The 19,333-nt window shown below is 62.5% G+C and carries 21 protein-coding genes; 10 read left to right on the top strand and 11 right to left on the bottom strand.

Annotated features, from left to right (window positions below; genetic code table 11):
- Nucleotides 1-8: 8 nt before the first annotated feature.
- A complete protein-coding gene (locus BM321_RS04095) occupies nt 9-572 on the bottom strand; it encodes a helix-turn-helix domain-containing protein (RefSeq protein WP_092441607.1) in 564 nt (187 codons plus the stop codon).
- Between the two features lie 12 nt (nt 573-584).
- Between BM321_RS04095 and BM321_RS04090 the strand changes: the two genes are divergently transcribed.
- The 7 genes from BM321_RS04090 to BM321_RS04060 all read left to right on the top strand — a co-directional run bounded on the left by BM321_RS04090 (nt 585) and on the right by BM321_RS04060 (nt 7,864).
- Nucleotides 585-1,589, top strand: coding sequence for a DMT family transporter (locus BM321_RS04090; RefSeq protein ID WP_175534899.1), 1,005 nt, complete (start codon nt 585-587; stop codon nt 1,587-1,589).
- A 205-nt stretch (nt 1,590-1,794) separates the two neighbouring features.
- Complete coding sequence (locus BM321_RS04085) at nt 1,795-4,719, top strand: monovalent cation/H+ antiporter subunit A (protein WP_092441605.1); 2,925 nt, start codon at nt 1,795-1,797, stop codon at nt 4,717-4,719.
- Nucleotides 4,719-5,063: a Na+/H+ antiporter subunit C gene (locus tag BM321_RS04080; RefSeq protein ID WP_003202835.1), complete on the top strand. Its 345-nt coding sequence runs from the start codon at nt 4,719-4,721 to the stop codon at nt 5,061-5,063. Before BM321_RS04085 ends, BM321_RS04080 begins: the two co-directional genes overlap by 1 nt.
- Entirely contained in the window at nt 5,060-6,745 is a 1,686-nt protein-coding gene (locus tag BM321_RS04075; RefSeq protein ID WP_092441604.1) for a monovalent cation/H+ antiporter subunit D, read from the top strand. The genes BM321_RS04080 and BM321_RS04075 overlap by 4 nt, the downstream gene beginning before the upstream one ends.
- Nucleotides 6,742-7,230 (top strand): Na+/H+ antiporter subunit E, encoded by a 489-nt coding sequence (locus BM321_RS04070; protein WP_092327961.1) that lies wholly within the window; start codon nt 6,742-6,744, stop codon nt 7,228-7,230. The genes BM321_RS04075 and BM321_RS04070 overlap by 4 nt, the downstream gene beginning before the upstream one ends.
- Nucleotides 7,227-7,505 carry a K+/H+ antiporter subunit F gene (locus tag BM321_RS04065; RefSeq protein ID WP_003202841.1) on the top strand — a complete coding sequence of 93 codons (279 nt, stop codon included), beginning with the start codon at nt 7,227-7,229 and terminating at the stop codon, nt 7,503-7,505. The genes BM321_RS04070 and BM321_RS04065 overlap by 4 nt, the downstream gene beginning before the upstream one ends.
- Nucleotides 7,502-7,864: a Na+/H+ antiporter subunit G gene (locus BM321_RS04060; RefSeq protein ID WP_092252613.1), complete on the top strand. Its 363-nt coding sequence runs from the start codon at nt 7,502-7,504 to the stop codon at nt 7,862-7,864. The genes BM321_RS04065 and BM321_RS04060 overlap by 4 nt, the downstream gene beginning before the upstream one ends.
- 194 nt (nt 7,865-8,058) lie before the next feature.
- On the opposite strand, the gene BM321_RS04055 is transcribed toward BM321_RS04060, so the two are convergent.
- From BM321_RS04055 to BM321_RS04045, 3 genes are all read right to left on the bottom strand, one after another.
- Nucleotides 8,059-8,496, bottom strand: coding sequence for a DUF3995 domain-containing protein (locus BM321_RS04055; protein ID WP_072404887.1), 438 nt, complete (start codon nt 8,494-8,496; stop codon nt 8,059-8,061).
- A 135-nt stretch (nt 8,497-8,631) separates the two neighbouring features.
- The gene (locus BM321_RS04050) at nt 8,632-9,642 is read right to left on the bottom strand and encodes an ABC transporter substrate-binding protein (protein ID WP_092327963.1); all 1,011 of its coding nucleotides are present in this window, start codon (nt 9,640-9,642) and stop codon (nt 8,632-8,634) included.
- A gap of 152 nt (nt 9,643-9,794) precedes the next feature.
- Complete coding sequence (locus BM321_RS04045; protein ID WP_060741745.1) at nt 9,795-10,244, bottom strand: hypothetical protein; 450 nt, start codon at nt 10,242-10,244, stop codon at nt 9,795-9,797.
- A 428-nt stretch (nt 10,245-10,672) separates the two neighbouring features.
- Here BM321_RS04045 and BM321_RS04040 point away from each other — a divergent pair, with 428 nt between their 5' ends.
- From BM321_RS04040 to BM321_RS04030, 3 genes are all read left to right on the top strand, one after another.
- Complete coding sequence (locus BM321_RS04040) at nt 10,673-10,909, top strand: hypothetical protein (RefSeq protein ID WP_092441603.1); 237 nt, start codon at nt 10,673-10,675, stop codon at nt 10,907-10,909.
- 131 nt (nt 10,910-11,040) lie between these two features.
- Nucleotides 11,041-11,271 (top strand): hypothetical protein, encoded by a 231-nt coding sequence (locus BM321_RS04035; protein ID WP_060741744.1) that lies wholly within the window; start codon nt 11,041-11,043, stop codon nt 11,269-11,271.
- Between the two features lie 87 nt (nt 11,272-11,358).
- The gene (locus tag BM321_RS04030) at nt 11,359-11,595 is read left to right on the top strand and encodes a DUF2789 family protein (RefSeq protein ID WP_092327966.1); all 237 of its coding nucleotides are present in this window, start codon (nt 11,359-11,361) and stop codon (nt 11,593-11,595) included.
- Between the two features lie 186 nt (nt 11,596-11,781).
- On the opposite strand, the gene BM321_RS04025 is transcribed toward BM321_RS04030, so the two are convergent.
- The 7 genes from BM321_RS04025 to BM321_RS04000 all read right to left on the bottom strand — a co-directional run bounded on the left by BM321_RS04025 (nt 11,782) and on the right by BM321_RS04000 (nt 19,307).
- Nucleotides 11,782-13,005, bottom strand: coding sequence for a methyl-accepting chemotaxis protein (locus BM321_RS04025; RefSeq protein WP_371856609.1), 1,224 nt, complete (start codon nt 13,003-13,005; stop codon nt 11,782-11,784).
- 559 nt (nt 13,006-13,564) lie between these two features.
- On the bottom strand, nt 13,565-13,969 hold the full coding sequence (locus BM321_RS04020) for a TraR/DksA family transcriptional regulator (protein WP_003202859.1): 405 nt from the start codon (nt 13,967-13,969) through the stop codon (nt 13,565-13,567).
- Between the two features lie 327 nt (nt 13,970-14,296).
- Nucleotides 14,297-15,319, bottom strand: coding sequence for an ABC transporter permease (locus BM321_RS04015; RefSeq protein ID WP_072404895.1), 1,023 nt, complete (start codon nt 15,317-15,319; stop codon nt 14,297-14,299).
- Nucleotides 15,320-15,353: 34 nt separating this feature from the next.
- Complete coding sequence (locus tag BM321_RS04010) at nt 15,354-16,907, bottom strand: sugar ABC transporter ATP-binding protein (RefSeq protein WP_092327968.1); 1,554 nt, start codon at nt 16,905-16,907, stop codon at nt 15,354-15,356.
- 74 nt (nt 16,908-16,981) lie between these two features.
- Nucleotides 16,982-17,908: a sugar ABC transporter substrate-binding protein gene (locus tag BM321_RS04005; protein ID WP_092441602.1), complete on the bottom strand. Its 927-nt coding sequence runs from the start codon at nt 17,906-17,908 to the stop codon at nt 16,982-16,984.
- Nucleotides 17,909-17,959: 51 nt separating this feature from the next.
- Nucleotides 17,960-18,112 (bottom strand): hypothetical protein, encoded by a 153-nt coding sequence (locus BM321_RS30400; protein ID WP_170842345.1) that lies wholly within the window; start codon nt 18,110-18,112, stop codon nt 17,960-17,962.
- A gap of 142 nt (nt 18,113-18,254) precedes the next feature.
- Nucleotides 18,255-19,307, bottom strand: a complete 1,053-nt coding sequence (locus BM321_RS04000; RefSeq protein ID WP_092441601.1) for a Gfo/Idh/MocA family protein — start codon at nt 19,305-19,307, stop codon at nt 18,255-18,257.
- Nucleotides 19,308-19,333: the final 26 nt, after the last annotated feature.

Below are 19,333 nucleotides of genomic sequence, written 5' to 3'. Positions count from 1 at the left end.
CTCCCGGATCAAATCACCACGTTGCGTACGAATCTCGCCGCCACCGAGCCATCGTTGCGATAGGCATGGGGCTGGTTGCTGGCGAACATGAAAAACTCACCGGCACCGATCTGGCGCGCTTCATCGCCCAACAGCAAGGTCAGGCAACCTTCGAAGACGTAAAGCTGCTCGCTCCAGCCATCGGCGTCGGGTTCGGAATGGTAATGCTCGCCGGGCTCCAGGCGCCATTCCCAAAGCTCGACTTCACGGCTGGCGGTGGCCTTGGCCAGCAATACGGCCTTGCTGCCAGGAATGGTGCCGGCCCAGGCCAGTTCGTTGATGCGACTCGGGTCACGCGCCTCGGGGGCCTGGATCAGATCGCTGAAGGCCACGTCGAGGGCTTCGGCGACACGGTCGAGGGTGGTCAGGCTGACGTTCTTTTCCCCCGCCTCGATGGCCACCAGCATGCGCCGGCTGACCCCGGACAATTCCGCCAGCGCGGTCTGGCTGAGCTGCGCGGCATGGCGCAGACGACGGATGTTCTGGCTGACGTGTTGCAGGACGGAAGCCCGCTGGCCGGATACTTTGTGCACTATATTGCTCACATGGCTGGGTTGCGCATTATACTGCCCAACTTCGGGCGCATTGTGCGTCCCCCTCAAGTGGCGCGCAAGGTCATGGCATCGGTGAACTCTACTCAAGCTTCCTCCCGTTTCTCCCGGTTCAGCAAGGCCGAATGCGTGCTGGTGCTGATCACCATGATCTGGGGTGGGACATTCTTGCTGGTACAGCACGCCATGACGGTCAGCGGGCCGATGTTTTTCGTCGGCCTGCGCTTCGCTGCCGCGGCCGCATTTGTCGCCCTGTTCTCCTGGCGGCACCTGCGCGACCTGACACTGTTCGAACTCAAAGCCGGGTGCTTCATCGGCGTGGCCATCATGCTCGGCTACGGTTTGCAGACCGTCGGCCTGCAAACCATCCCCAGCAGCCAGTCGGCGTTCATTACCGCGCTTTACGTGCCCTTCGTGCCGTTGCTGCAATGGCTGGTGCTGGGCCGGCGCCCTGGCCTGATGCCCAGCATCGGGATCATGCTGGCATTCACCGGCTTGATGCTGGTGTCGGGGCCGGCGGGTGCTTCATTGAATTTCAGCCCCGGTGAAATCGCCACGTTGATCAGCGCCATCGCGATTGCCGCCGAGATCATCCTGATCAGCGCCTATGCCGGCCAGGTCGATGTGCGCCGGGTGACCGTGGTGCAACTGGCGAGCACGGCGGTGCTGGCGTTCCTGATGGTGGTGCCGACCCAGGAAACGATCCCGGATTTTTCCCTGTTGCTGCTGGCCAGTGCCGTGGGCCTGGGCGCCGCCAGTGCCGCAATCCAGGTGGCGATGAACTGGGCGCAGAAAAGCGTCTCGCCGACCCGCGCCACGCTGATCTATGCCGGCGAACCGGTGTGGGCCGGCATCGCCGGGCGCCTGGCCGGAGAGCGGCTGCCGGCGATCGCGTTGTTCGGCGCGGCGCTGATTGTGGCGGCGGTGATTATCAGTGAGCTGAAGACCCGCAACAAAGACGCCATCCCTGCAGATGAAGGGCTTGAACAGGAAGGTTGAGGACGGCCAGCAAGCCAACGCTTGGCGAAAAAATCCCCCCTTCGACAATGGCCATCCCGACATTGACGGTGCGTTCAAGGTCATCTGAAACCCTGCAAAGTCGGAAAACACTGCTTACCTTGTAGGATTCTGCGACACCCTCACGGTTGGTGATCGGGAATACGCCACGTATGATCCCTCACAACCTCCCGCCGAATAGAAGCCTATGTCACTGATAGTTCTATTGCTTTTGCCCTTCATCGGCAGCTGTGTCGCGGCGCTGCTGCCGCATAACGCCCGTAACGCCGAATCCCTGCTGGCCGGCCTCGTGGCCCTGGCCGGCACCGTTCAGGTGGCCTTGCTGTACCCGCAGATCGCCGACGGCGGCGTGATCCGCGAGCACTATGACTGGTTGCCGAGCCTGGGCCTGGATTTCGTGCTGCGCCTGGACGGTTTCGCCTGGCTGTTTTCGTTGCTGGTGCTGGGCATCGGTACGCTGGTGTCGCTGTACGCCCGCTATTACATGTCGCCGGACGATCCGGTGCCGCGCTTCTTCGCCTTCTTCCTGGCATTCATGGGTGCAATGCTCGGGCTGGTGATCTCCGGCAACCTGATCCAGATGGTGTTCTTCTGGGAACTGACCAGCCTGTTCTCCTTCCTGTTGATCGGTTACTGGCACCACCGCTCCGACGCACGGCGCGGGGCCTATATGGCGTTGATGGTAACCGGTGCCGGCGGGCTTTGCCTGTTGGCGGGGGTGATGCTGCTCGGCCATGTCGTGGGCAGCTATGAGCTGGACAAGGTCCTGGCCGCTGGCGACCTGATCCGGGCCCATGCCCTCTACCCCATCCTGTTGCCGCTGATCCTGATCGGCGCCCTGAGCAAAAGCGCGCAATTCCCTTTCCACTTCTGGCTCCCCCACGCCATGGCCGCCCCCACGCCGGTGTCGGCGTACCTGCACTCGGCGACCATGGTCAAGGCCGGGGTGTTCCTGCTGGCGCGGCTGTGGCCGTCGCTGTCGGGCAGTGAAGAATGGTTCTACATCGTCAGTGGCGCGGGGGCCTGTACCTTGCTGCTGGGCGCCTACTGCGCGATGTTCCAGAACGACCTCAAGGGTTTGCTGGCCTACTCCACCATCAGCCACCTCGGGCTGATCACCTTGCTGCTGGGCCTGAACAGTCCGCTGGCGGCCGTGGCGGCGGTGTTCCATATCCTCAACCATGCCACCTTCAAGGCGTCGCTGTTCATGGCCGCCGGGATCATCGACCACGAAAGCGGCACCCGCGACATTCGCAAGCTCAGCGGCCTGGTGCGGCTGATTCCGTTCACCGCGACCCTGGCCATGGTGGCCAGCGCGGCCATGGCCGGGGTGCCGCTGCTCAATGGTTTCCTGTCCAAGGAGATGTTCTTCGCCGAAACGGTGTTCATTTCCGCCACCGCCTGGGTCGAGCTGGCGCTGCCGATCATCGCCACCATCGCCGGGACCTTCAGCGTCGCCTACTCCCTGCGCTTCACCGTGGATGTGTTCTTCGGCCCCACCGCCACCGACCTGCCCCATACCCCCCACGAACCACCGCGCTGGATGCGCGCGCCGGTGGAGTTGCTGGTGTTCACCTGCCTGTTGGTGGGGATTTTTCCGGCCCAGGTGGTCGGCTCGTTGCTCGCGGCCGCCGCGTTGCCGGTGGTGGGCGGCACGCTACCCGAGTACAGCCTGGCGATCTGGCACGGCTTGAACGCGCCAATGATCATGAGCCTGGTGGCGATGTCCGGCGGCATCGTCCTGTACCTGTTGCTGCGCAATCAGTTCCGGCAAGGGCACATCAAGCACCCGCCGCTCATTGGCCGACTCAGCGGCAAGCGCCTGTTCGAGCGCTGCCTGGTGCTGATGATGCGCCAGAGCCGGCGCCTGGAGCGACGGATCAGCACCCGCCGCCTGCAGGCCCAGTTGTTCTGGCTGGTCCTGGCCGCCGTGCTCGCCGGGCTGATCCCGATGCTGTACAGCACGCTGGTCTGGGGGGACCGGCCGAAGATCCCCGGTTCCATCGTCTTCGTCACCTTGTGGCTGCTGGCAATCATCTGTGCCCTGGGGGCGGCCTGGCAGGCCAAGTATCACCGGCTCGCGGCCCTGACCATGGTCAGCGTCTGCGGCCTGATGACCTGCGTGACCTTCGTTTGGTTTTCCGCCCCCGACCTGGCCTTGACGCAACTGGTGGTGGAAGTGGTGACCACGGTGCTGATCCTGCTGGGCCTGCGCTGGCTGCCACGGCGGATCGAGGACGTCTCGCCACTGCCCAACAGCGAGCGGCGCGCGCGCATCCGGCGCCTGCGGGACTTGCTGCTGTCCATCGCGGTGGGCGGCGGCATGGCGTTGCTGTCCTATGCCATGCTGACGCGGCAGACGCCCAACGACATTTCATCGTTCTACCTAAGCCGCGCCCTGCCCGAAGGCGGCGGCAGCAACGTGGTGAACGTGATGCTGGTGGACTTCCGCGGCTTCGACACCCTGGGGGAAATCACCGTGCTGGTGGCGGTGGCCCTGGCGGTGTTCGCCCTGTTGCGGCGTTTCCGACCACCGAAGGAAAGCATGCAGCTACCGGCGCAACAGCGCCTGCTGGCACCGGACGTGGTCACCGACCTGGTCAACCCGCGCCATGCCAGCGACACCGCCTTGGGCTTCATGATGGTGCCGTCGGTGCTGGTGCGCCTGCTGCTGCCGATTGCCCTGGTGGTGTCGTTCTACCTGTTCATGCGCGGCCACAACCAACCCGGGGGCGGCTTCGTGGCCGGGCTGGTGATGTCGGTGGCGTTCATCCTGCAATACATGGTCGCCGGTACCCAGTGGGTCGAGGCGCAGATGAGCCTGCGCCCGCTGCGCTGGATGGGCATCGGACTGTTGTTCGCCACCGCCACCGGCCTGGGGGCGATGGCCGTGGGTTATCCGTTCCTGACCACCCACACCTGGCATTTCGAATTGCCGTTGCTGGGTGACATTCACCTGGCCAGCGCGCTGTTCTTCGACATTGGCGTGTACGCCGTGGTAGTCGGCTCGACGCTGTTGATCCTCACCGCCCTGGCGCACCAGTCGGTGCGGGCCCATAAACCGGGCCTGCAAGCCAAACCCATCGCCCCCGTCACAGGAGCCACCGTCTGATGGAAGAAGTCATCGCAATCGCAATCGGCGTACTGGCCGCGTCCGGCGTCTGGCTGGTGCTGCGGCCACGGACCTTCCAGGTGGTCATGGGCCTGTGCCTGCTGTCCTATGGCGTCAACCTGTTCATCTTCAGCATGGGCAGCCTGTTCATCGGCAAGGAACCGATCATCAAGGACGGCGTGCCCCAGGACCTGCTGCACTACACCGACCCGCTGCCCCAGGCCCTGGTGCTGACCGCCATCGTGATCAGCTTCGCCATGACCGCGCTGTTCCTGGTAGTGCTGCTCGCCTCCCGGGGCCTGACCGGTACTGACCATGTGGACGGTCGGGAGCCCAAGGAATGATGTTGACGCCCCACTTGATCGCCGCGCCCATCCTGCTGCCGCTGCTGACCGCGGCGGTGATGCTGATGCTGGGCGAGAAGCACCGCCCGCTCAAGGCCCGGATCAACCTGTTTTCCAGCCTGCTGGGCCTGGGCATCGCCGTGCTGTTGCTCTACTGGACCCAGGACCAGGCCTTGCCCGCCTCCATTGGCGTGTACCTGCCCGGCAATTGGCAGGCGCCGTTCGGCATCGTCCTGGTGGTCGATCGCCTGTCGGCGCTGATGCTGGTACTGACCGGCATCATCGGCGTCAGCGCCCTGCTCTTCGCCACGGCCCGCTGGGACCGCGCCGGTGCCAGTTTCCATGCGTTGTTCCAGATCCAGTTGATGGGCCTCTACGGTGCCTTCCTGACGGCGGACCTGTTCAACCTGTTCGTGTTCTTCGAAGTGCTGCTGGCGGCTTCCTACGGCCTGATGCTGCACGGCTCGGGCCGGGCGCGAGTGTCGTCGGGCCTGCATTACATCTCCATCAATCTGCTGGCCTCGTCGTTGTTCCTGATCGGCGCGGCGCTGATCTATGGCGTCACCGGCACGTTGAACATGGCCGACCTGGCCCTGAAAATCCCGCTGGTGCCAGAGGCCGACCGCGGCTTGCTGCACGCCGGGGCAGGCATTCTCGCGGTGGCTTTCCTGGCCAAGGCCGGCATGTGGCCGCTGAACTTCTGGCTGGTGCCGGCCTACAGCGCCGCCAGCGCACCGGTGGCGGCGCTGTTCGCGATCATGACCAAGGTCGGTGTCTATACCATCCTGCGCCTGTGGACGCTGCTGTTCTCCGGCCAGGCCGGCGCCTCGGCGTATTTCGGCGCCGACTGGCTGATCTACGGCGGCATGGCGACCATCGTCTGCGCCGCCATCGCCATTCTCGCCGCCCAGCGTCTGGAGCGCATGGCGAGCCTGAGCATCCTGGTCTCGGCCGGGATCCTGTTGTCGGCCATCGGCTTCGCCCAACCGAACCTGGTGGGTGCGGCGCTGTTCTATCTGGTGAGTTCGACCCTGGCGCTCTGTGCGATGTTCTTGCTGGCCGAACTGATCGAGCGTTCGCGCTCGGCCAATGAACTGTCCCTGGACGACGACTTCGACACGTTGCCGCGACCGCTGGAATCCTTGCAGCCGCCCAAGGGCATCAACCTCGATGACGAGCAAAAAGCCGTGGTCGGGCAGGTGATTCCCTGGACCATGGCCTTCCTTGGCTTGAGCTTTATCTTCTGCGCGCTGTTGATCATCGGCATGCCGCCGCTCTCGGGCTTCATCGGCAAGTTGAGCTTGCTCAGTGCCCTGCTCAATCCCCTGGGGCTAGAGGCCAGCGCCGGGGCGCCAGTGTCGAACCAGGCGTGGGGCTTGTTGGCGTTGTTGATCCTGTCGGGGCTGGCCTCGTTGATCGCCTTCTCGCGCCTGGGCATCCAGCGCTTCTGGACGCCGCAAGAGCGACCCTCGCCGTTGCTGCGGCCGTTCGAATGCCTGCCGATCGTCGTGCTGCTGGGCCTGGGCATCGCCCTGACCTTCAAGGCCGAGCCGTTGCTGCGCTATACCCAATCCGCTGCCGATGCGCTGAACAACCCGGAACATTACGTGATGTCGGTACTCGCCACCCGCGCCGTGCCCAACCCCGAAGCACGCGCCGCGTTGCGGGAGGTGCAGCCATGAAGCGCCTGTTTCCCGCCCCCTGGTTGTCCCTGGCGCTGTGTTTGCTGTGGCTGGTGTTGAATGTGTCCCTCAGCGCCGGCCATCTGTTGCTGGGCGCTGCACTGGGGTTCCTGGCTCCGTTGATGATGCGCCCGTTGCGACCGCGACCGATCCGCATCCGGCGACCGTGGGTGGTGTTGCGCTTGTTCCTGCTGGTGGGCCGCGACGTGCTGGGGTCCAACCTGGCGGTGGCCTGGGGTGTACTGAACGCCGGCCGACGGCCACCCCGCTCGCGGTTCATCAAGGTGCCGCTGGACCTGCGCGATGCCAACGGCCTGGCTGCGCTGTCGATGATCACCACGGTGATTCCCGGGACCGTCTGGTCGGAACTGGCCCTGGATCGCAGCATCCTGCTGATGCATGTCTTCGACCTGGAGGACGAGGCGTCCTTCATCGCGCATTTCAAGGCCACCTACGAGCGCCCGTTGATGGAGATTTTCGAATGAGCCCGTTGCTGTCCAATGCGATTCTGTTGAGCCTGTTCCTGTTCTCCCTGGCGATGGTGTTGACCCTGTGGCGGCTGTTCAAGGGCCCTTCGGCCCAGGATCGGGTACTGGCCCTAGACTACCTGTACATCGTGGCGATGCTGATGATGCTGGTGCTGGGCATCCGTTATGCCAGCGATACCTATTTCGAGGCGGCGCTGCTGATCGCCCTGTTCGGCTTTGTCGGCTCGTTCGCCCTGGCCAAGTTCCTGCTGCGTGGCGAGGTGATCGAATGAACGGCGAACTGTCGATGTGGGTTGAAATCCCGGTGGCGATCCTGCTGGTGCTCAGCAGCCTTTTCGCCCTGGCCGGGGCGATCGGCCTGGTACGCTTGAAGGATTTTTTCCAGCGCATGCACCCACCGGCCCTGGCCTCCACACTGGGGGCCTGGTGCGTGGCGCTGGCCTCGATTGTGTATTTTTCGGCGCTCAAGTCCGGGCCGGTGTTGCACGCCTGGCTGATCCCGATCCTGCTGTCGATCACCGTACCGGTGACCACCCTGCTGCTGGCTCGGGCAGCGTTGTTCCGCAAACGCATGGCCGGGGATGATGTGCCGGCGGAAGTGAGCAGTAGACGGACAGAGGACGGTATCTAAGCCGGTGAGGTAAAGCTAAGCCCCTGAGCCAGACACAGTTGTGGCGAGGGGATTTATCCCCGCTCGAGTGCGCAGCGCTCGCCAGACTCTCGATTCGAAGACAAAAATTTGGGGCCGCTTCGCAGCCCAGCGGGGATAAATCCCCTCGCCACAAACAACCGCATCACTCAAACCCATTTGCACCGCACTGCCGTTCAGGCCCACGCCACCGTCAGCAACCCCGCTCCGAGCACCACGCACAACGGCGAATAGACCCAGGTGTCGAGCCTGGCGAATGTCGAGCCCTTGACCTCCTTGAAGAAGCCCACCAGGTTCGACTCGCCAATGGCCCGGGCGAACATCAGCAAGGCGATCGCACTGATCAGCCACTGCAACGCCCGATGGGTGACCGGCTGGGCCAGCAGGCCGACCCGCAGGCACACCAGCAGCGCAATCATCAGCAGTGCCAGGGCGACCAGCAACGTCAGCCAGCCCGAGGGGTCGAACGCCGGTCGCAGCGCCTCCCCCTGCCTCACCGGCACCTGGGGCACCACCGCCAGGGCCGCCCACCGCCCACCCAGGGCCCAATACAAATGAATCAAGCTGATGGTCGCAAACACTGCGACCAGCGACCGAGCCAATAAAAGCGTCATTCGCCAGCCTCCTGAAAAAGGTTGAACAATCATCCTAGCTCGAATTTGGCATTTCGCTGGACGGGCGCAGGGTGCCAGTTTCCAGTGAATGATTCATTGCCCAGGATCAAGCGTTCAACCCGCTGGTGCGCCCCCCTACAAGCCGGCGGACACCTTGTCGGCGACCTCCTTGGGCAACCAGGCCTGCCAGACCTCAGGATGGGCCTTGAGGAACGCCTCGGCGGCTTCACGGGGTGGCGTGCGCTTCTCGCTCATGTCGGCCAGGGTCTTGTTCAACGGCTCGATGGGCAAGTCGACCTTGCTGAAGAACTCGGCAATCTCCGGGTATTGCTTCTGGAACGGCGCCGAGACACCGATCGACAGCTTCGAGGCCAGTGAGCGGGTCGGCTTCGGGTTGGGGTTATCGGCGTCGGTCAGGGTCTTCCAGGCCTCGGCATCGAACGGCGGCTCTTGCAACTGCACCAGCTTGAAACGCCCGAGCAGCGGCGTGGGCGACCAGTAGTAAAACAGGATCGGCTTGCCCCGGCGGATCGTCGAGCTGATTTCCGCATCCAGCGCCGCCCCCGAGCCGCTGCGAAAATTCACGTAGCTGTCAGACAAGCCATACGCCTTGAGCTTCTGTTTGTTGACCACCTCGGAGGTCCAACCGATGGGGCTATTGAGGAAGCGGCCCTTGTCGGGGCTCTCTGGGTCCTTGAACACGTGCTTGTAGCGCGCCAGGTCTTCGACGCTGCGCAGGTCCGGCGCCAGGGGCTTGATGCCCCTGGCCGGGTCGCCCTTGATGACGTACTCGGGCACCCACCAGCCTTCGGTCGCGCCTTTGACCGTATCGCCCAAGGCGACCACCTTGCCCTCGGCCTCGGCCTTGACCCACACGGGGCTGCGACCGGCCCATTCTTCGCCGATCACCTGTATGTCGTTGTTGGCCAGGGCGGTTTCCAGGGTAATGGTGGTGCCGGGCAATGTATCGGTCTGCAATCCATAGCCCTTTTCAACGATGACTCGCAGGATATCGGTGATCAGGCTGCCACTTTCCCAGTTCAAGTCGGCAAAGTGGATCGGCGCTGTAGCGGCCGACACCGGAAGGGGTGAAACCAACACCGCGAAGGTGGCCCAGGCAGCCAGCCACTGTCGAACTCGTTTCATGCTTTGCACCTCATGCCAGATACAGCAATAGCTGAACGGCCCTGCGTAACCGAACGCAAGCCCATGAATAGTTCAGTCAATTGACTGTAGCCGAGGTTCCAGCGAGTTCTTGCGAAACTGTCATTGGTTTGGGCGCACAGGCCCCGAAACGGTCACTCACTGGCCTTGAAAGTCACCAGCTCGCCCTTGCGCCACTTGGCGGCCTTGGCGGTCACCGCCTTCAAGGTCTTGGTCAAGCCTTCCTGCAACTGCTCGTTGGCCGCAAACACGGTCACCACGCTGTGGCCTTCCTTGAACAGAATGGCATGACCACCCGGGGTCGTGACGAAGGCGTAATCGCCCAGGCCATAGACCGTCAGTTTGATTTCGCGAAAGCGGATTTCAAACTTGCCACCTTCACGGCTGGGCAATACCGCTGCACGAAAATGATCACCGACCTTGAGCTCGAGCCTGGGCTTGTCATCGACCACCAGGGCCGACTCGGTGTCGATTTCGGCGACATAAATACCTTCGGCGGTCTGCTCGGTGATGTAGACGAAACGTGACTGGAATTGTTTGACCAGTTTTGCCCGCAGGTCACCAAGTACAAATAACGCATGCATGTCGAGATTACTTACTGCCAAGGAAACATCCCCATTTTTGAAAAAGACCCGCCCTGCGCAAAGGACGGACCACGAGAACCCGTACCGACGGTAGTGTCGTAATGGACCTGTCACTGAAATTCGAAATGAACGGCGCGCCCCTGTCCCGGGGCGAGAGCAGACTAAAGGTTGCCGCTCTCGCCGTCTTTCCCGGGGGGTCGCCAGAGGCTGAAGGAAAACGCCACTCTGAGCATCGGAAAAGATGGGACTACTAACTTTAGGGAAATTTCTCACTTAAAAAAGCATTTTTCTGACATCGAGCCCAAAAAAAATTGCTTTAGATAGGCGCAACCGTCCCCACGACGCTGCCGATTCTAGAGTAGCCGAAGGCGTGGAGACTACTCGAAGTACCCGACAATTCGTCGGTAAACCATGAAAAGGAATTCACAATGGCCACTTTCACCACCCAAGCCCTCCCCGTCACCCCATGCATCGCTGAACCAGCCAACAGCCCTGACGGAGCCGATTGCCTGCCAATTTCGTTGATTCAACCGCGTTATCGGGTCGTCTTGGCCGGCAAGTGTTTTTTTCACATTGAAGAAACATCGACTGGACGTGTAAGAGGATTCCGCACCGACCATAACGAGGCCTGCTACCTGGCCAAGCGCCTTGAAAACAGCGCCTGAAACGCTTATGTGCCCGTCCATGAGTTAACTCAGCCGCCGACAGGCAACTACTGCCATACTGCCCGCCCAGCGAAGACCGTCGTAAATCGGCGGATCGCGCACCCATAATGGTTTCGAGGAGAAGGCGCGACGTGACGGAATTTGATATTGGCGAGTTTTTTATCCGGGGCGAAGCCAGAGAAGTCGAAGGCGAGTTCCAGGCCGTCATCGTGATGCGTGCCAAGCCACCGTTGACCACCGTCAGTTGCCACCAGGTGGAAAAGGATCGCTGGTTCAAGACTTCGCAGCTCGCGGCCGAGGCTGCCAGGGAAGCAGCCAGGGCGTTGAAGGCCGCCGTGGATGAAGGGGCCTTGAAAGCCTGATTCCAATCGAACTCCTGATGACCGCTTGCCTCAGATGAAGGTAAGCCCCGAGGCGCTACGACGGCGCCCCACCCAAAGGAGACTTCCATGGAACAGCCTTCTCACGACCTCAGTACTCTGTTCGACCAACTCGGCCTGCCCTCGGACGGCAAAGCCATCGACGATTTCATCGTTGCACACCCATTGGCGCCGGAGATCAAGCTGGTGGAAGCCGACTTCTGGTCGGACCAGCAAAAAGACCTGCTGCGCGAATGGCTGTTGGCCGACGGCGAAGAGGCGGTGCTGGTGGATCAACTGAATGTACGGCTGCACGACGGTAAATAATCAACCAAGCTGCATTGAACCCTGTGGCGAGGGGATTTATCCCCGCTGGGCTGCGCAGCAGCCCTGAAGCCTGAGGGTGCGGGGTGTCAGTATGAATGGAGTTGCAGCCGTGGGGTTGCTGCGCAACCCAACGGGGATAAATCCCCTCGCCACAAAGGCCTCCTGCCACATCGATGCCGTTCCGGCCTAACGCGGCTTCTCGGGTTTGTAGCCCAACCGCAAACCACCCCAGTGACGCCCCTTGAGCATGATCGGCACGGAAAGATCGTGCATCAGTTCTCCCGTGTCGCGGGTGTAGGTCTGGAGCAATACGGGTTGCTGGTGGCTGCCGCAACGAATCCCGGTGCGATCGGAGAATTTGCGCTTGGTGCGGTTATTCAGCGTGTCCACCTGGGGATCGCCGGTCAGTGGCTGGCTGAACGCCTTGTTGTGGGTCGGCACGTAGCCCTGCTGGGTGCAGGCAATCGCAAACACCAGCCCCTCGTGGCGGGCCAGCAACGGCTCCTGGATCGCCGGCAGGACCTGGTCGGTGTAGCGGTCGAAACGGGTCTGGAATTTGGCCGGTTGGGTATTGGGGATCGGCTGGTAATTACGGTCGAACAAGTCCTCCAGGCTGACACGGCCCTGGTCGATGTCGGCCTCGAACTGCGCGGCGATCTGGCTCGCCCCTTCCCGCGCCAGGTCGTAGACCCGTTGGTGATAATCGTCGAGCCCCACCTCAGCCAGGCGTTCGCTGATGGTTTCGGCCTGGCCTTCCATCTGCACCGCCGCCTCGGCCAGGCGCTGGGTCTGCTGGTCGCTGATGGACAGGTCGCTGCGCATCTGTTCGATGGCGTGGAACAGGCTGTCGAGTTGTTCGCGATTAGTGTCGGTGCCTTGGGCGATGGCGCTGACCTGGGTTTCGACGCCAGCGGCGAGCCGGGCAATGTTTTCCAAATGCTGGCCGGTGTGCTCCACCTGCTGCACGCCGCTGTCCAGGTCAGCGGCCAATTGACGGATCTGCTCCACCACCTGGGTCGTGCGCTGCTGGATGTCGGCCACCATCACCCCGACTTCGCCGGTCGCCGCGGCGGTGCGCCCGGCCAGGCCGCGGACCTCATCGGCCACCACCGCGAACCCGCGGCCATGCTCACCGGCGCGGGCCGCCTCGATGGCCGCGTTCAGCGCCAGCAGGTTGGTCTGGCTGGCAATCGATTGGATCACCAGGCTGACTCGCTGGATTTCATCGCTGCGTACGCTCAAGGCCTCGATCAACTCACGGCTGTCATTCGCACGCTGGCTGAGCTGGTGCATGCGGCTGATGGATTCCACCAGTTCGCTACGCCCGGCCACGCTGCTGCGATGGGCCTCGCTGGCAGCGCCCAAGGCCTGCTGGCTGAGTTGCGAAGTGGCCTGTTCAGTGGCGATCATCGATTCGGCATTGCTGACGATCTGCGCCGCCGCATCGAGTTGGGACTGGACCTTGCCGGCCAGTTGCTTGACCGAATAGGCGACACCAGCCGCCGACAGCGCGTTATGGCTGGTGGTGTAGGACAGGTCGCGGGTCAGCTCGGCCAATGGGTCGGTCGTGGATGCGGGGGCCGCGGCCACGCGCGAACGCAGGCGCGGCAACCAGACGATGAGCATGACCAGCGGCAGGCCCAGGTACAGCGACCAGCCGCCCAGGGCCATGCCGCACAGCAGCAACGCCAGGGCGAGGCTCTGCAAGGTCGGCGTCAGCCAGCGTGCCGCGCTTTCTGTCGCAGGTACCGAGGCCGGCACCGCACCCGCCAGCGTTCCGTCTGTCGCCATGTCCGTCACCCACATTTTCGTTGTTATGACCGCATTAAACGCCACTACCGAGCCATTATCCATGGTCCATTAGTCGTGTTCTTGCAGCAGGTCAACGGAAGTAGACGAACAGGCACGGGCGAAAGCAAAAGATCGCGGCCTTCGTCAAAAGGTCGCGATCTTTTTTCGGAAAAGCGAATCAGGCCTGACGCTGGTGCTTGTCGATCTGTTCGTGGCGTTCCTGGGCTTCGATGCAGTACTTGGTGGTCGGGCTGATCAGCAGGCGCTTGAGGCCGATCGGCTCGCCGCTGTCGTCGCACCAGCCGAAGCTGTCGTCGTTGATACGGTCCAGGGCCTGCTCCAGTTGAGGCAGCATGCGCTGGTCGCGATCGATGGCGTTGACCAGCCAGGTACGCTCTTCTTCTACGGAAGCAGCGTCCGCCGGGTCGGCCGGGGTGTCCAGGCTTTCAATGGCGATTCGGTTCTGTTCGATGCGCTCGTGGGTTTCGACCTTCATGTTCTGCAACAGCTTGGTGAAGAAAGCCAGCTGCTCGGCATTCATGTAGTCATCCGCCGGCATGGCCAGCAACTTTTCCTTTGTCATTGATTTCTCTATAAAAAAACGTGCATTAAGGCGAATTATGGAGCGTCCCGCAGCGCAGCTGCCACGCTCATCGGGAAGGCGCCGTCTATTCCAAGCGCCACCCGGCACTCAATTTACGAGGGGCGGCAGTCTAAGGCCGAGTCGAGGCCTCAGCAACTGAAAACATAGGGAAAATGTCCGACAAGCCCCTCAAATGTTCTCTGACAGGCTTTTGGCAGTCATCGGAGTGCGTTTATAACAAGAAATTCGCTGCAATAGCTGTATTAAGAAGACAAATGGCTACGCCACGCGGGTCAGGCGTGGCGCTTTGTCGCAACCTCGGGGGAATCAGCGCTTGAGTTTGCGCTTGTTGCGGTACTGGTCGATGACCACCGCCACCACGATGATCAAGCCCTTGATGATGTCCTGGATATAGGCATCGACGCCGACGAAGGTAAAGCCGCTGGCCATCACCCCGAGGATCAGCGCCCCGATCACGGTCCCGGTGATGCGCCCCACCCCGCCCGCCAGGCTGGTGCCGCCAATCACCGCCGCCGCAATCGCGTCCAGCTCGTAGGACATGCCCATGCCCGCCTGCCCGGTCGCCGCTCGCGCCGAAGCCACCACGCCGGCCAAGCCCGCCAGCAACCCGGCAATGCTGTAGACGATCACCAGGTGGCGCTTGACGTTGATGCCCGAGGTCCGCGCCGCCTGCATGTTGCCGCCAATGGCGTAGGTGTACTTGCCATACTTGGTGTAGCGCAGGGCGATGTGGAAGATCACCGCCACCACCAGGAAGATGATCACCGGCATGGCGCCATGGCCAATGGCGGTGTAGGAATCGGACAACATGCTCACCGGCTGGCCTTCGGTGTAGTAGCGCGCCAGGCCACGGGCCGAGACCATCATGCCGAGGGTGGCGATGAATGGCGGGATGCCGGTAATGGCAATGATGCTGCCGTTGATCGCCCCGGCCAGCAGCCCCACCCCGAGCCCCGCCACCACCGGTATCCACACCGGCAAATCCGTCAGCGAGGGAAACACCGCCCGGGCGAAGTCCGACGTCTGGGCCAGGCTGGCGGCGATCATGGCCGACAGCGCCAGCACCGAGCCGGACGACAAGTCGATACCGGTGGTGATGATCACCTGGGTCACGCCGATGGCCAGCAGGCCGATGATCGAGACTTGCAGGATCATCAACACCAGGCGCTGGGAGTTCATCAGGAAACTCTGGTCACGCATGATCCAGCCGAACATTTCGAACACCAGGCCGATGCCGATCAGCACCAGGAAGATGCTCAACTCCGTCGGCAGGCGCCGCCGGGGCCTGGTCGGTGCGGCCGCGGGTTTGTTTTCCAGTATTGCGTTCATAGCCACTTACCTTTTTTATCTGGACTGACGAGCATCAGGACAGGCCCGAAGCCAGTTGCATCACTCGTTCCTGGGTCGCTTCGCTGCGGTCGAGGGTGCCCATCAGGTCACCTTCGTGCATCACCATGACCCGGTCGCTCATGCCCAATACTTCCGGCAGTTCCGAGGAAATCATGATCACTGCCATGCCTTCGCTGGCGAGGTAGGAAATCAGCCGATAGATTTCGGCCTTGGCGCCGACATCGATGCCGCGGGTCGGCTCGTCGAGAATCAGGATGCGCGGGTTGGTCATCAGCCAGCGCGCCAGCAGCGCTTTCTGCTGGTTGCCGCCGGACAGGGTGTCGATGCACTGTTCCAGCGACGGGGTCTTGACCCGCAGCTTCTTGCACATGTCCTCACACAAGGTGCGCAGGGCTTTCTGCTGGATGAAACCGTTGCCGACGTAATGGGGCAGCACCGCCATCTCCATGTTCTCCAGCACCGACAGGCACGGGAACAGGCCGCTGAGCTTGCGGTCCTCGGTCAACAGCGCGAAGCCCTTCTCGATGGCCATGTGTGGGTCGCTGATGCGCACGGGTTGGCCGTCCAGCCGGATCTCGCCGCCGGTGCTCGGGGTCACGCCGAAAATCGCCTCGGCCACGTTGGTCCGGCCCGAGCCCATCAACCCGGCGATGCCCAGGATCTCCCCGGCATGCAGGTCGAAGGACACGCCTTTGAAAATGCCGTCCAGGCTCAGGTCGCGCACCGACAGCACCAACTCACCGATGGGTTGCTCCCGCACCGGGAACAACTGGCTCAGTTCGCGTCCGACCATCATCGAAATCAGGCTGTCGCCATCCATGCTGTCGGCCCGTTGCAGGCCGATGTAGGCGCCGTCGCGAAACACCGCCACTTCATCGGCGATGGCGAACACTTCGTTCATCTTATGGGTGATGTAGATGATGCCCTTACCCTGGGACTTGAGGTCGGCGATGATCGAGAACAGGTGGGCGACTTCGGTCTCGGTGATGGCCGAGGTCGGCTCGTCCATGATCAGGATGTCGGAGTCATACGAGACGGCCTTGGCAATTTCCACCATCTGCCGCTCGGCGATGCTCAGGTTGCCCACCAGCTCCTCGGGATCGAGCTTGATGCGCAGGCGTTCCAGCAGCCGGGCGGTGCAACGGTGCATCTCGCCATGGTCGACCATGTGCAGGCCGTTGAGCTGCTCGCGGCCGATCCAGATGTTTTCGGCGATGCTCATGTGGGGCATCAGGTTCAGTTCCTGATGGATCATCGCGATGCCGGCCTGCAACGCCGCGAGCGGCGTGTCGAACGTCACCGGCTTGCCGCGCAGGCGCAGTTCACCGGCGTCGGGCTGGTAGATGCCGGCGATGATCTTCATCAAGGTGGATTTGCCCGCACCGTTCTCGCCCATCAGGGCCAGCACGGAGCCGGGGCGTACCCGCAATTGGACATCGGACAGGGCCACCACACCGGGAAAGCCCTTGCTGACATTGACGACTTCCAGCAGGTACGGCTCATCAAGTGATACATCCGGCTGGAAAGTCACGGCCGGGGCGCTCGAAGCAGTCGCTGAAGCGAACATGATCAGGTACTCCCTCGGCAAGGTCGGCGTTGCGACCTTGCCTGCTTATTATTGTGGTGGGGCCGGGTTGAACGTCACTTGAACTGATCGACGTTTTCCGGTGTGATCAGGCGGTACGGTACCCAGACGGCCTGCTCGACCGGCTGCTTCTTGACCATTTTCACCGCCGTGTCGATCGAGCCATCGGCCTGGCCCTTGGCGTCCTGGAATACCGAGACCGCCATTTCGCCTTTCTTGATGGCGTTCAAACCGTCCGGCGTGCCGTCAACCCCGGCGATCAATACCGTGCCCGGCTCAGTGCCCGCTTGCTTGAGGGCCATGGCGGCGCCGATGGCCATCTCGTCGTTGTTGGCCACCACCGCCTGGAATTCGCGTCCCTGGGTCAGCCAGTCGTTGACCAGGGTCATGCCCTTGTCGCGCAACCAGGTGCCGGTCTGCTCCTGCTCGATCTTGATGTTGGGGTACTTGGCCAGCACATCCTTGACGCCCTTGGTGCGGTTGGTGGTGGAATTATTGGCCAGGTCACCCAACAGGATCACGATGTTGCCCTTGCCGCCCATTTTTTCAGCCAGGTATTGCATCTGCATGCGACCGGCTTCCAAGTCGTCGGAGGCCACGGTGACCACGCCTGCCGGCAGTTTCAGGTCGTCGGGACGGCGATTGACGTACACCAGCGGGATGCCGGCGGCCACGGCAGCCTTGGTGATGCGCTGGGTCGCGGCGGTGTCCACCGGGTTGACGATGATCGCGTCGACCTTCTGGCTGATGAAGCTTTCCACCTGGCTCAACTGCTTGACCACGTCGCTGCGGGCATCTTCGAACTGCAGGGTGACGCCGTCCGGCAGGGACTTGGCTTTCTTGTCCATGGATTCGCGCAGGTAGGTCAACCAGGTGTCATCGAACTGGGACATGCTGACGCCGATCTTCAGGTCCGCCAGGGCAGCGCCGCTGGTGAGCATCAACGACAGGGCCAGCGAGGCGATACGGGTCTTGGTCTTCATGAACGGTCTTTCTCCACTTTTTTGTTGGTTTTATGGATAAGGCGTAGCGGATCAGGAACGGGGCAAACGCACGATGGGCGCGCCGGGCATGCAGCAGACCACGGCGCCGTTGCGCTGGATACACAGGGATTCGAACAGGGGAAAGACTGCGGACAGACGCAGTAGACGTGGCAGGTGAAACGCAGAACGGCTGAAGGTTTTCATCGACGGTACCTAGCTGTGTTTCTTGTTTTTGTTTCGCCTGTCGTCCGTTCAAGGCTGGCTTGGCGGAAGACAAACAGGGTTGTCGGTAACCTGGAATCGACTTTATTGGAAAATATTTTCCATATCAACTGATTTTAGAATTTTATTCGTTTTTTATTCCATGACCCACCGGCGTGGACAACCGCACCACTTCGCCCTGCCCGGCACTCTGCCTGGCGGCGTCGAGGATGCGGGTGGTCGCCAGCGCATCACGGGCCTTCACCGGCAGCGGGCCAGTGCCCTGCAACGCGGTTTGCAGGTGTTGATAGAACGCCAGCCAGCAGCCACGCTCCGAGGCCACCCGCTCGCGCTCGGTGCCGTGTTCGAACCAGCCCCAGCGCCGATGTTCTTCAGCCCCCCAGCGCTCGCCCTCGGTCGCCGGGCTCAACCCGGCCAATGCCTGAGCCTCCTGCCCGTCCAAACCTTCGACGGTGTAGCAGCCCTCGGTGCCGCTGACCCGAAAGCGCGGGCGCGGTGCGTTTTGCACGCAATTGCCGCTCAAGTGGGAGATGACGCCGCTGGCATGGGTCAAGGACATGAAGAAGCCGTTGTCGAACACCTGGCCTGGCTGACGGTAGTCCAGCTCGGCGTAGACCCGCACCACCGGCCCGAACAGTTGCAGCGCCTGGTCCACCAAGTGGCTGCCCAAATCGCGCAGGAACCCACCACCGCTGCCTTTGCCTACCGAGGTTGGCGAATAACGTTCGACACTCGACTCAAAACGAATGACTTGCCCGAGGGCCCCGGAGGTCAACAGCTTGCGCAGGGTCAGGAAATCCGAATCCCAGCGGCGGTTCTGGTACACGCTCAAAGGCACGTTGCGACGTTCGGCGGCCAACACCATCGCCTCGGCCTGCGCGGCGTCAGGGGCGAACGGTTTGTCGCTGACCACCGCCACGCCGAGTTCGATGGCGTGCATCACAATGGCCGGGCGACCGTCCAAAGGCGTGGACACCACCACCGCATCGACGCCCGCGGCCACCAATTGTTCGAGGGTGTCGAAGGCCTGGGCCTGCGGGTGATCGCTGGCCAATTGTTGGCGGCGCTCGACGGAGCGGGTCACCACGCCGACGAACGTAGCCCCCGGCAGACTGCTGATCAGCGGCGCATGAAAGAACCGCCCACCCTTGCCATAGCCGACTAGCCCGATTCGCATGAAAGCTCCTTGAAAGTCATTGGATA

It is taken from the genome of Pseudomonas sp. NFIX10, assembly GCF_900111955.1.
In the GTDB taxonomy this organism is placed as follows: domain Bacteria; phylum Pseudomonadota; class Gammaproteobacteria; order Pseudomonadales; family Pseudomonadaceae; genus Aquipseudomonas; species Aquipseudomonas fluorescens_AA.
The sequence above is the reverse complement of the archived record's forward strand: the minus strand, read 5'-3'. Positions and strand labels throughout refer to the sequence as shown.

Coding starts and splice junctions, on each gene's coding strand:
- BM321_RS04090 (WP_175534899.1), top strand. CDS start 585: ATGGCTGGGTTGCGCATTATACTGCCCAACTTCGGGCGCATTGTGCGT.
- BM321_RS04085 (WP_092441605.1), top strand. CDS start 1,795: ATGTCACTGATAGTTCTATTGCTTTTGCCCTTCATCGGCAGCTGTGTC.
- BM321_RS04080 (WP_003202835.1), top strand. CDS start 4,719: ATGGAAGAAGTCATCGCAATCGCAATCGGCGTACTGGCCGCGTCCGGC.
- BM321_RS04075 (WP_092441604.1), top strand. CDS start 5,060: ATGATGTTGACGCCCCACTTGATCGCCGCGCCCATCCTGCTGCCGCTG.
- BM321_RS04070 (WP_092327961.1), top strand. CDS start 6,742: ATGAAGCGCCTGTTTCCCGCCCCCTGGTTGTCCCTGGCGCTGTGTTTG.
- BM321_RS04065 (WP_003202841.1), top strand. CDS start 7,227: ATGAGCCCGTTGCTGTCCAATGCGATTCTGTTGAGCCTGTTCCTGTTC.
- BM321_RS04060 (WP_092252613.1), top strand. CDS start 7,502: ATGAACGGCGAACTGTCGATGTGGGTTGAAATCCCGGTGGCGATCCTG.
- BM321_RS04055 (WP_072404887.1), bottom strand. CDS start 8,496: ATGACGCTTTTATTGGCTCGGTCGCTGGTCGCAGTGTTTGCGACCATC.
- BM321_RS04050 (WP_092327963.1), bottom strand. CDS start 9,642: ATGAAACGAGTTCGACAGTGGCTGGCTGCCTGGGCCACCTTCGCGGTG.
- BM321_RS04045 (WP_060741745.1), bottom strand. CDS start 10,244: ATGCATGCGTTATTTGTACTTGGTGACCTGCGGGCAAAACTGGTCAAA.
- BM321_RS04040 (WP_092441603.1), top strand. CDS start 10,673: ATGGCCACTTTCACCACCCAAGCCCTCCCCGTCACCCCATGCATCGCT.
- BM321_RS04030 (WP_092327966.1), top strand. CDS start 11,359: ATGGAACAGCCTTCTCACGACCTCAGTACTCTGTTCGACCAACTCGGC.
- BM321_RS04025 (WP_371856609.1), bottom strand. CDS start 13,005: ATGATCGCCACTGAACAGGCCACTTCGCAACTCAGCCAGCAGGCCTTG.
- BM321_RS04020 (WP_003202859.1), bottom strand. CDS start 13,969: ATGACAAAGGAAAAGTTGCTGGCCATGCCGGCGGATGACTACATGAAT.
- BM321_RS04015 (WP_072404895.1), bottom strand. CDS start 15,319: ATGAACGCAATACTGGAAAACAAACCCGCGGCCGCACCGACCAGGCCC.
- BM321_RS04010 (WP_092327968.1), bottom strand. CDS start 16,907: ATGTTCGCTTCAGCGACTGCTTCGAGCGCCCCGGCCGTGACTTTCCAG.
- BM321_RS04005 (WP_092441602.1), bottom strand. CDS start 17,908: ATGAAGACCAAGACCCGTATCGCCTCGCTGGCCCTGTCGTTGATGCTC.
- BM321_RS30400 (WP_170842345.1), bottom strand. CDS start 18,112: ATGAAAACCTTCAGCCGTTCTGCGTTTCACCTGCCACGTCTACTGCGT.
- BM321_RS04000 (WP_092441601.1), bottom strand. CDS start 19,307: ATGCGAATCGGGCTAGTCGGCTATGGCAAGGGTGGGCGGTTCTTTCAT.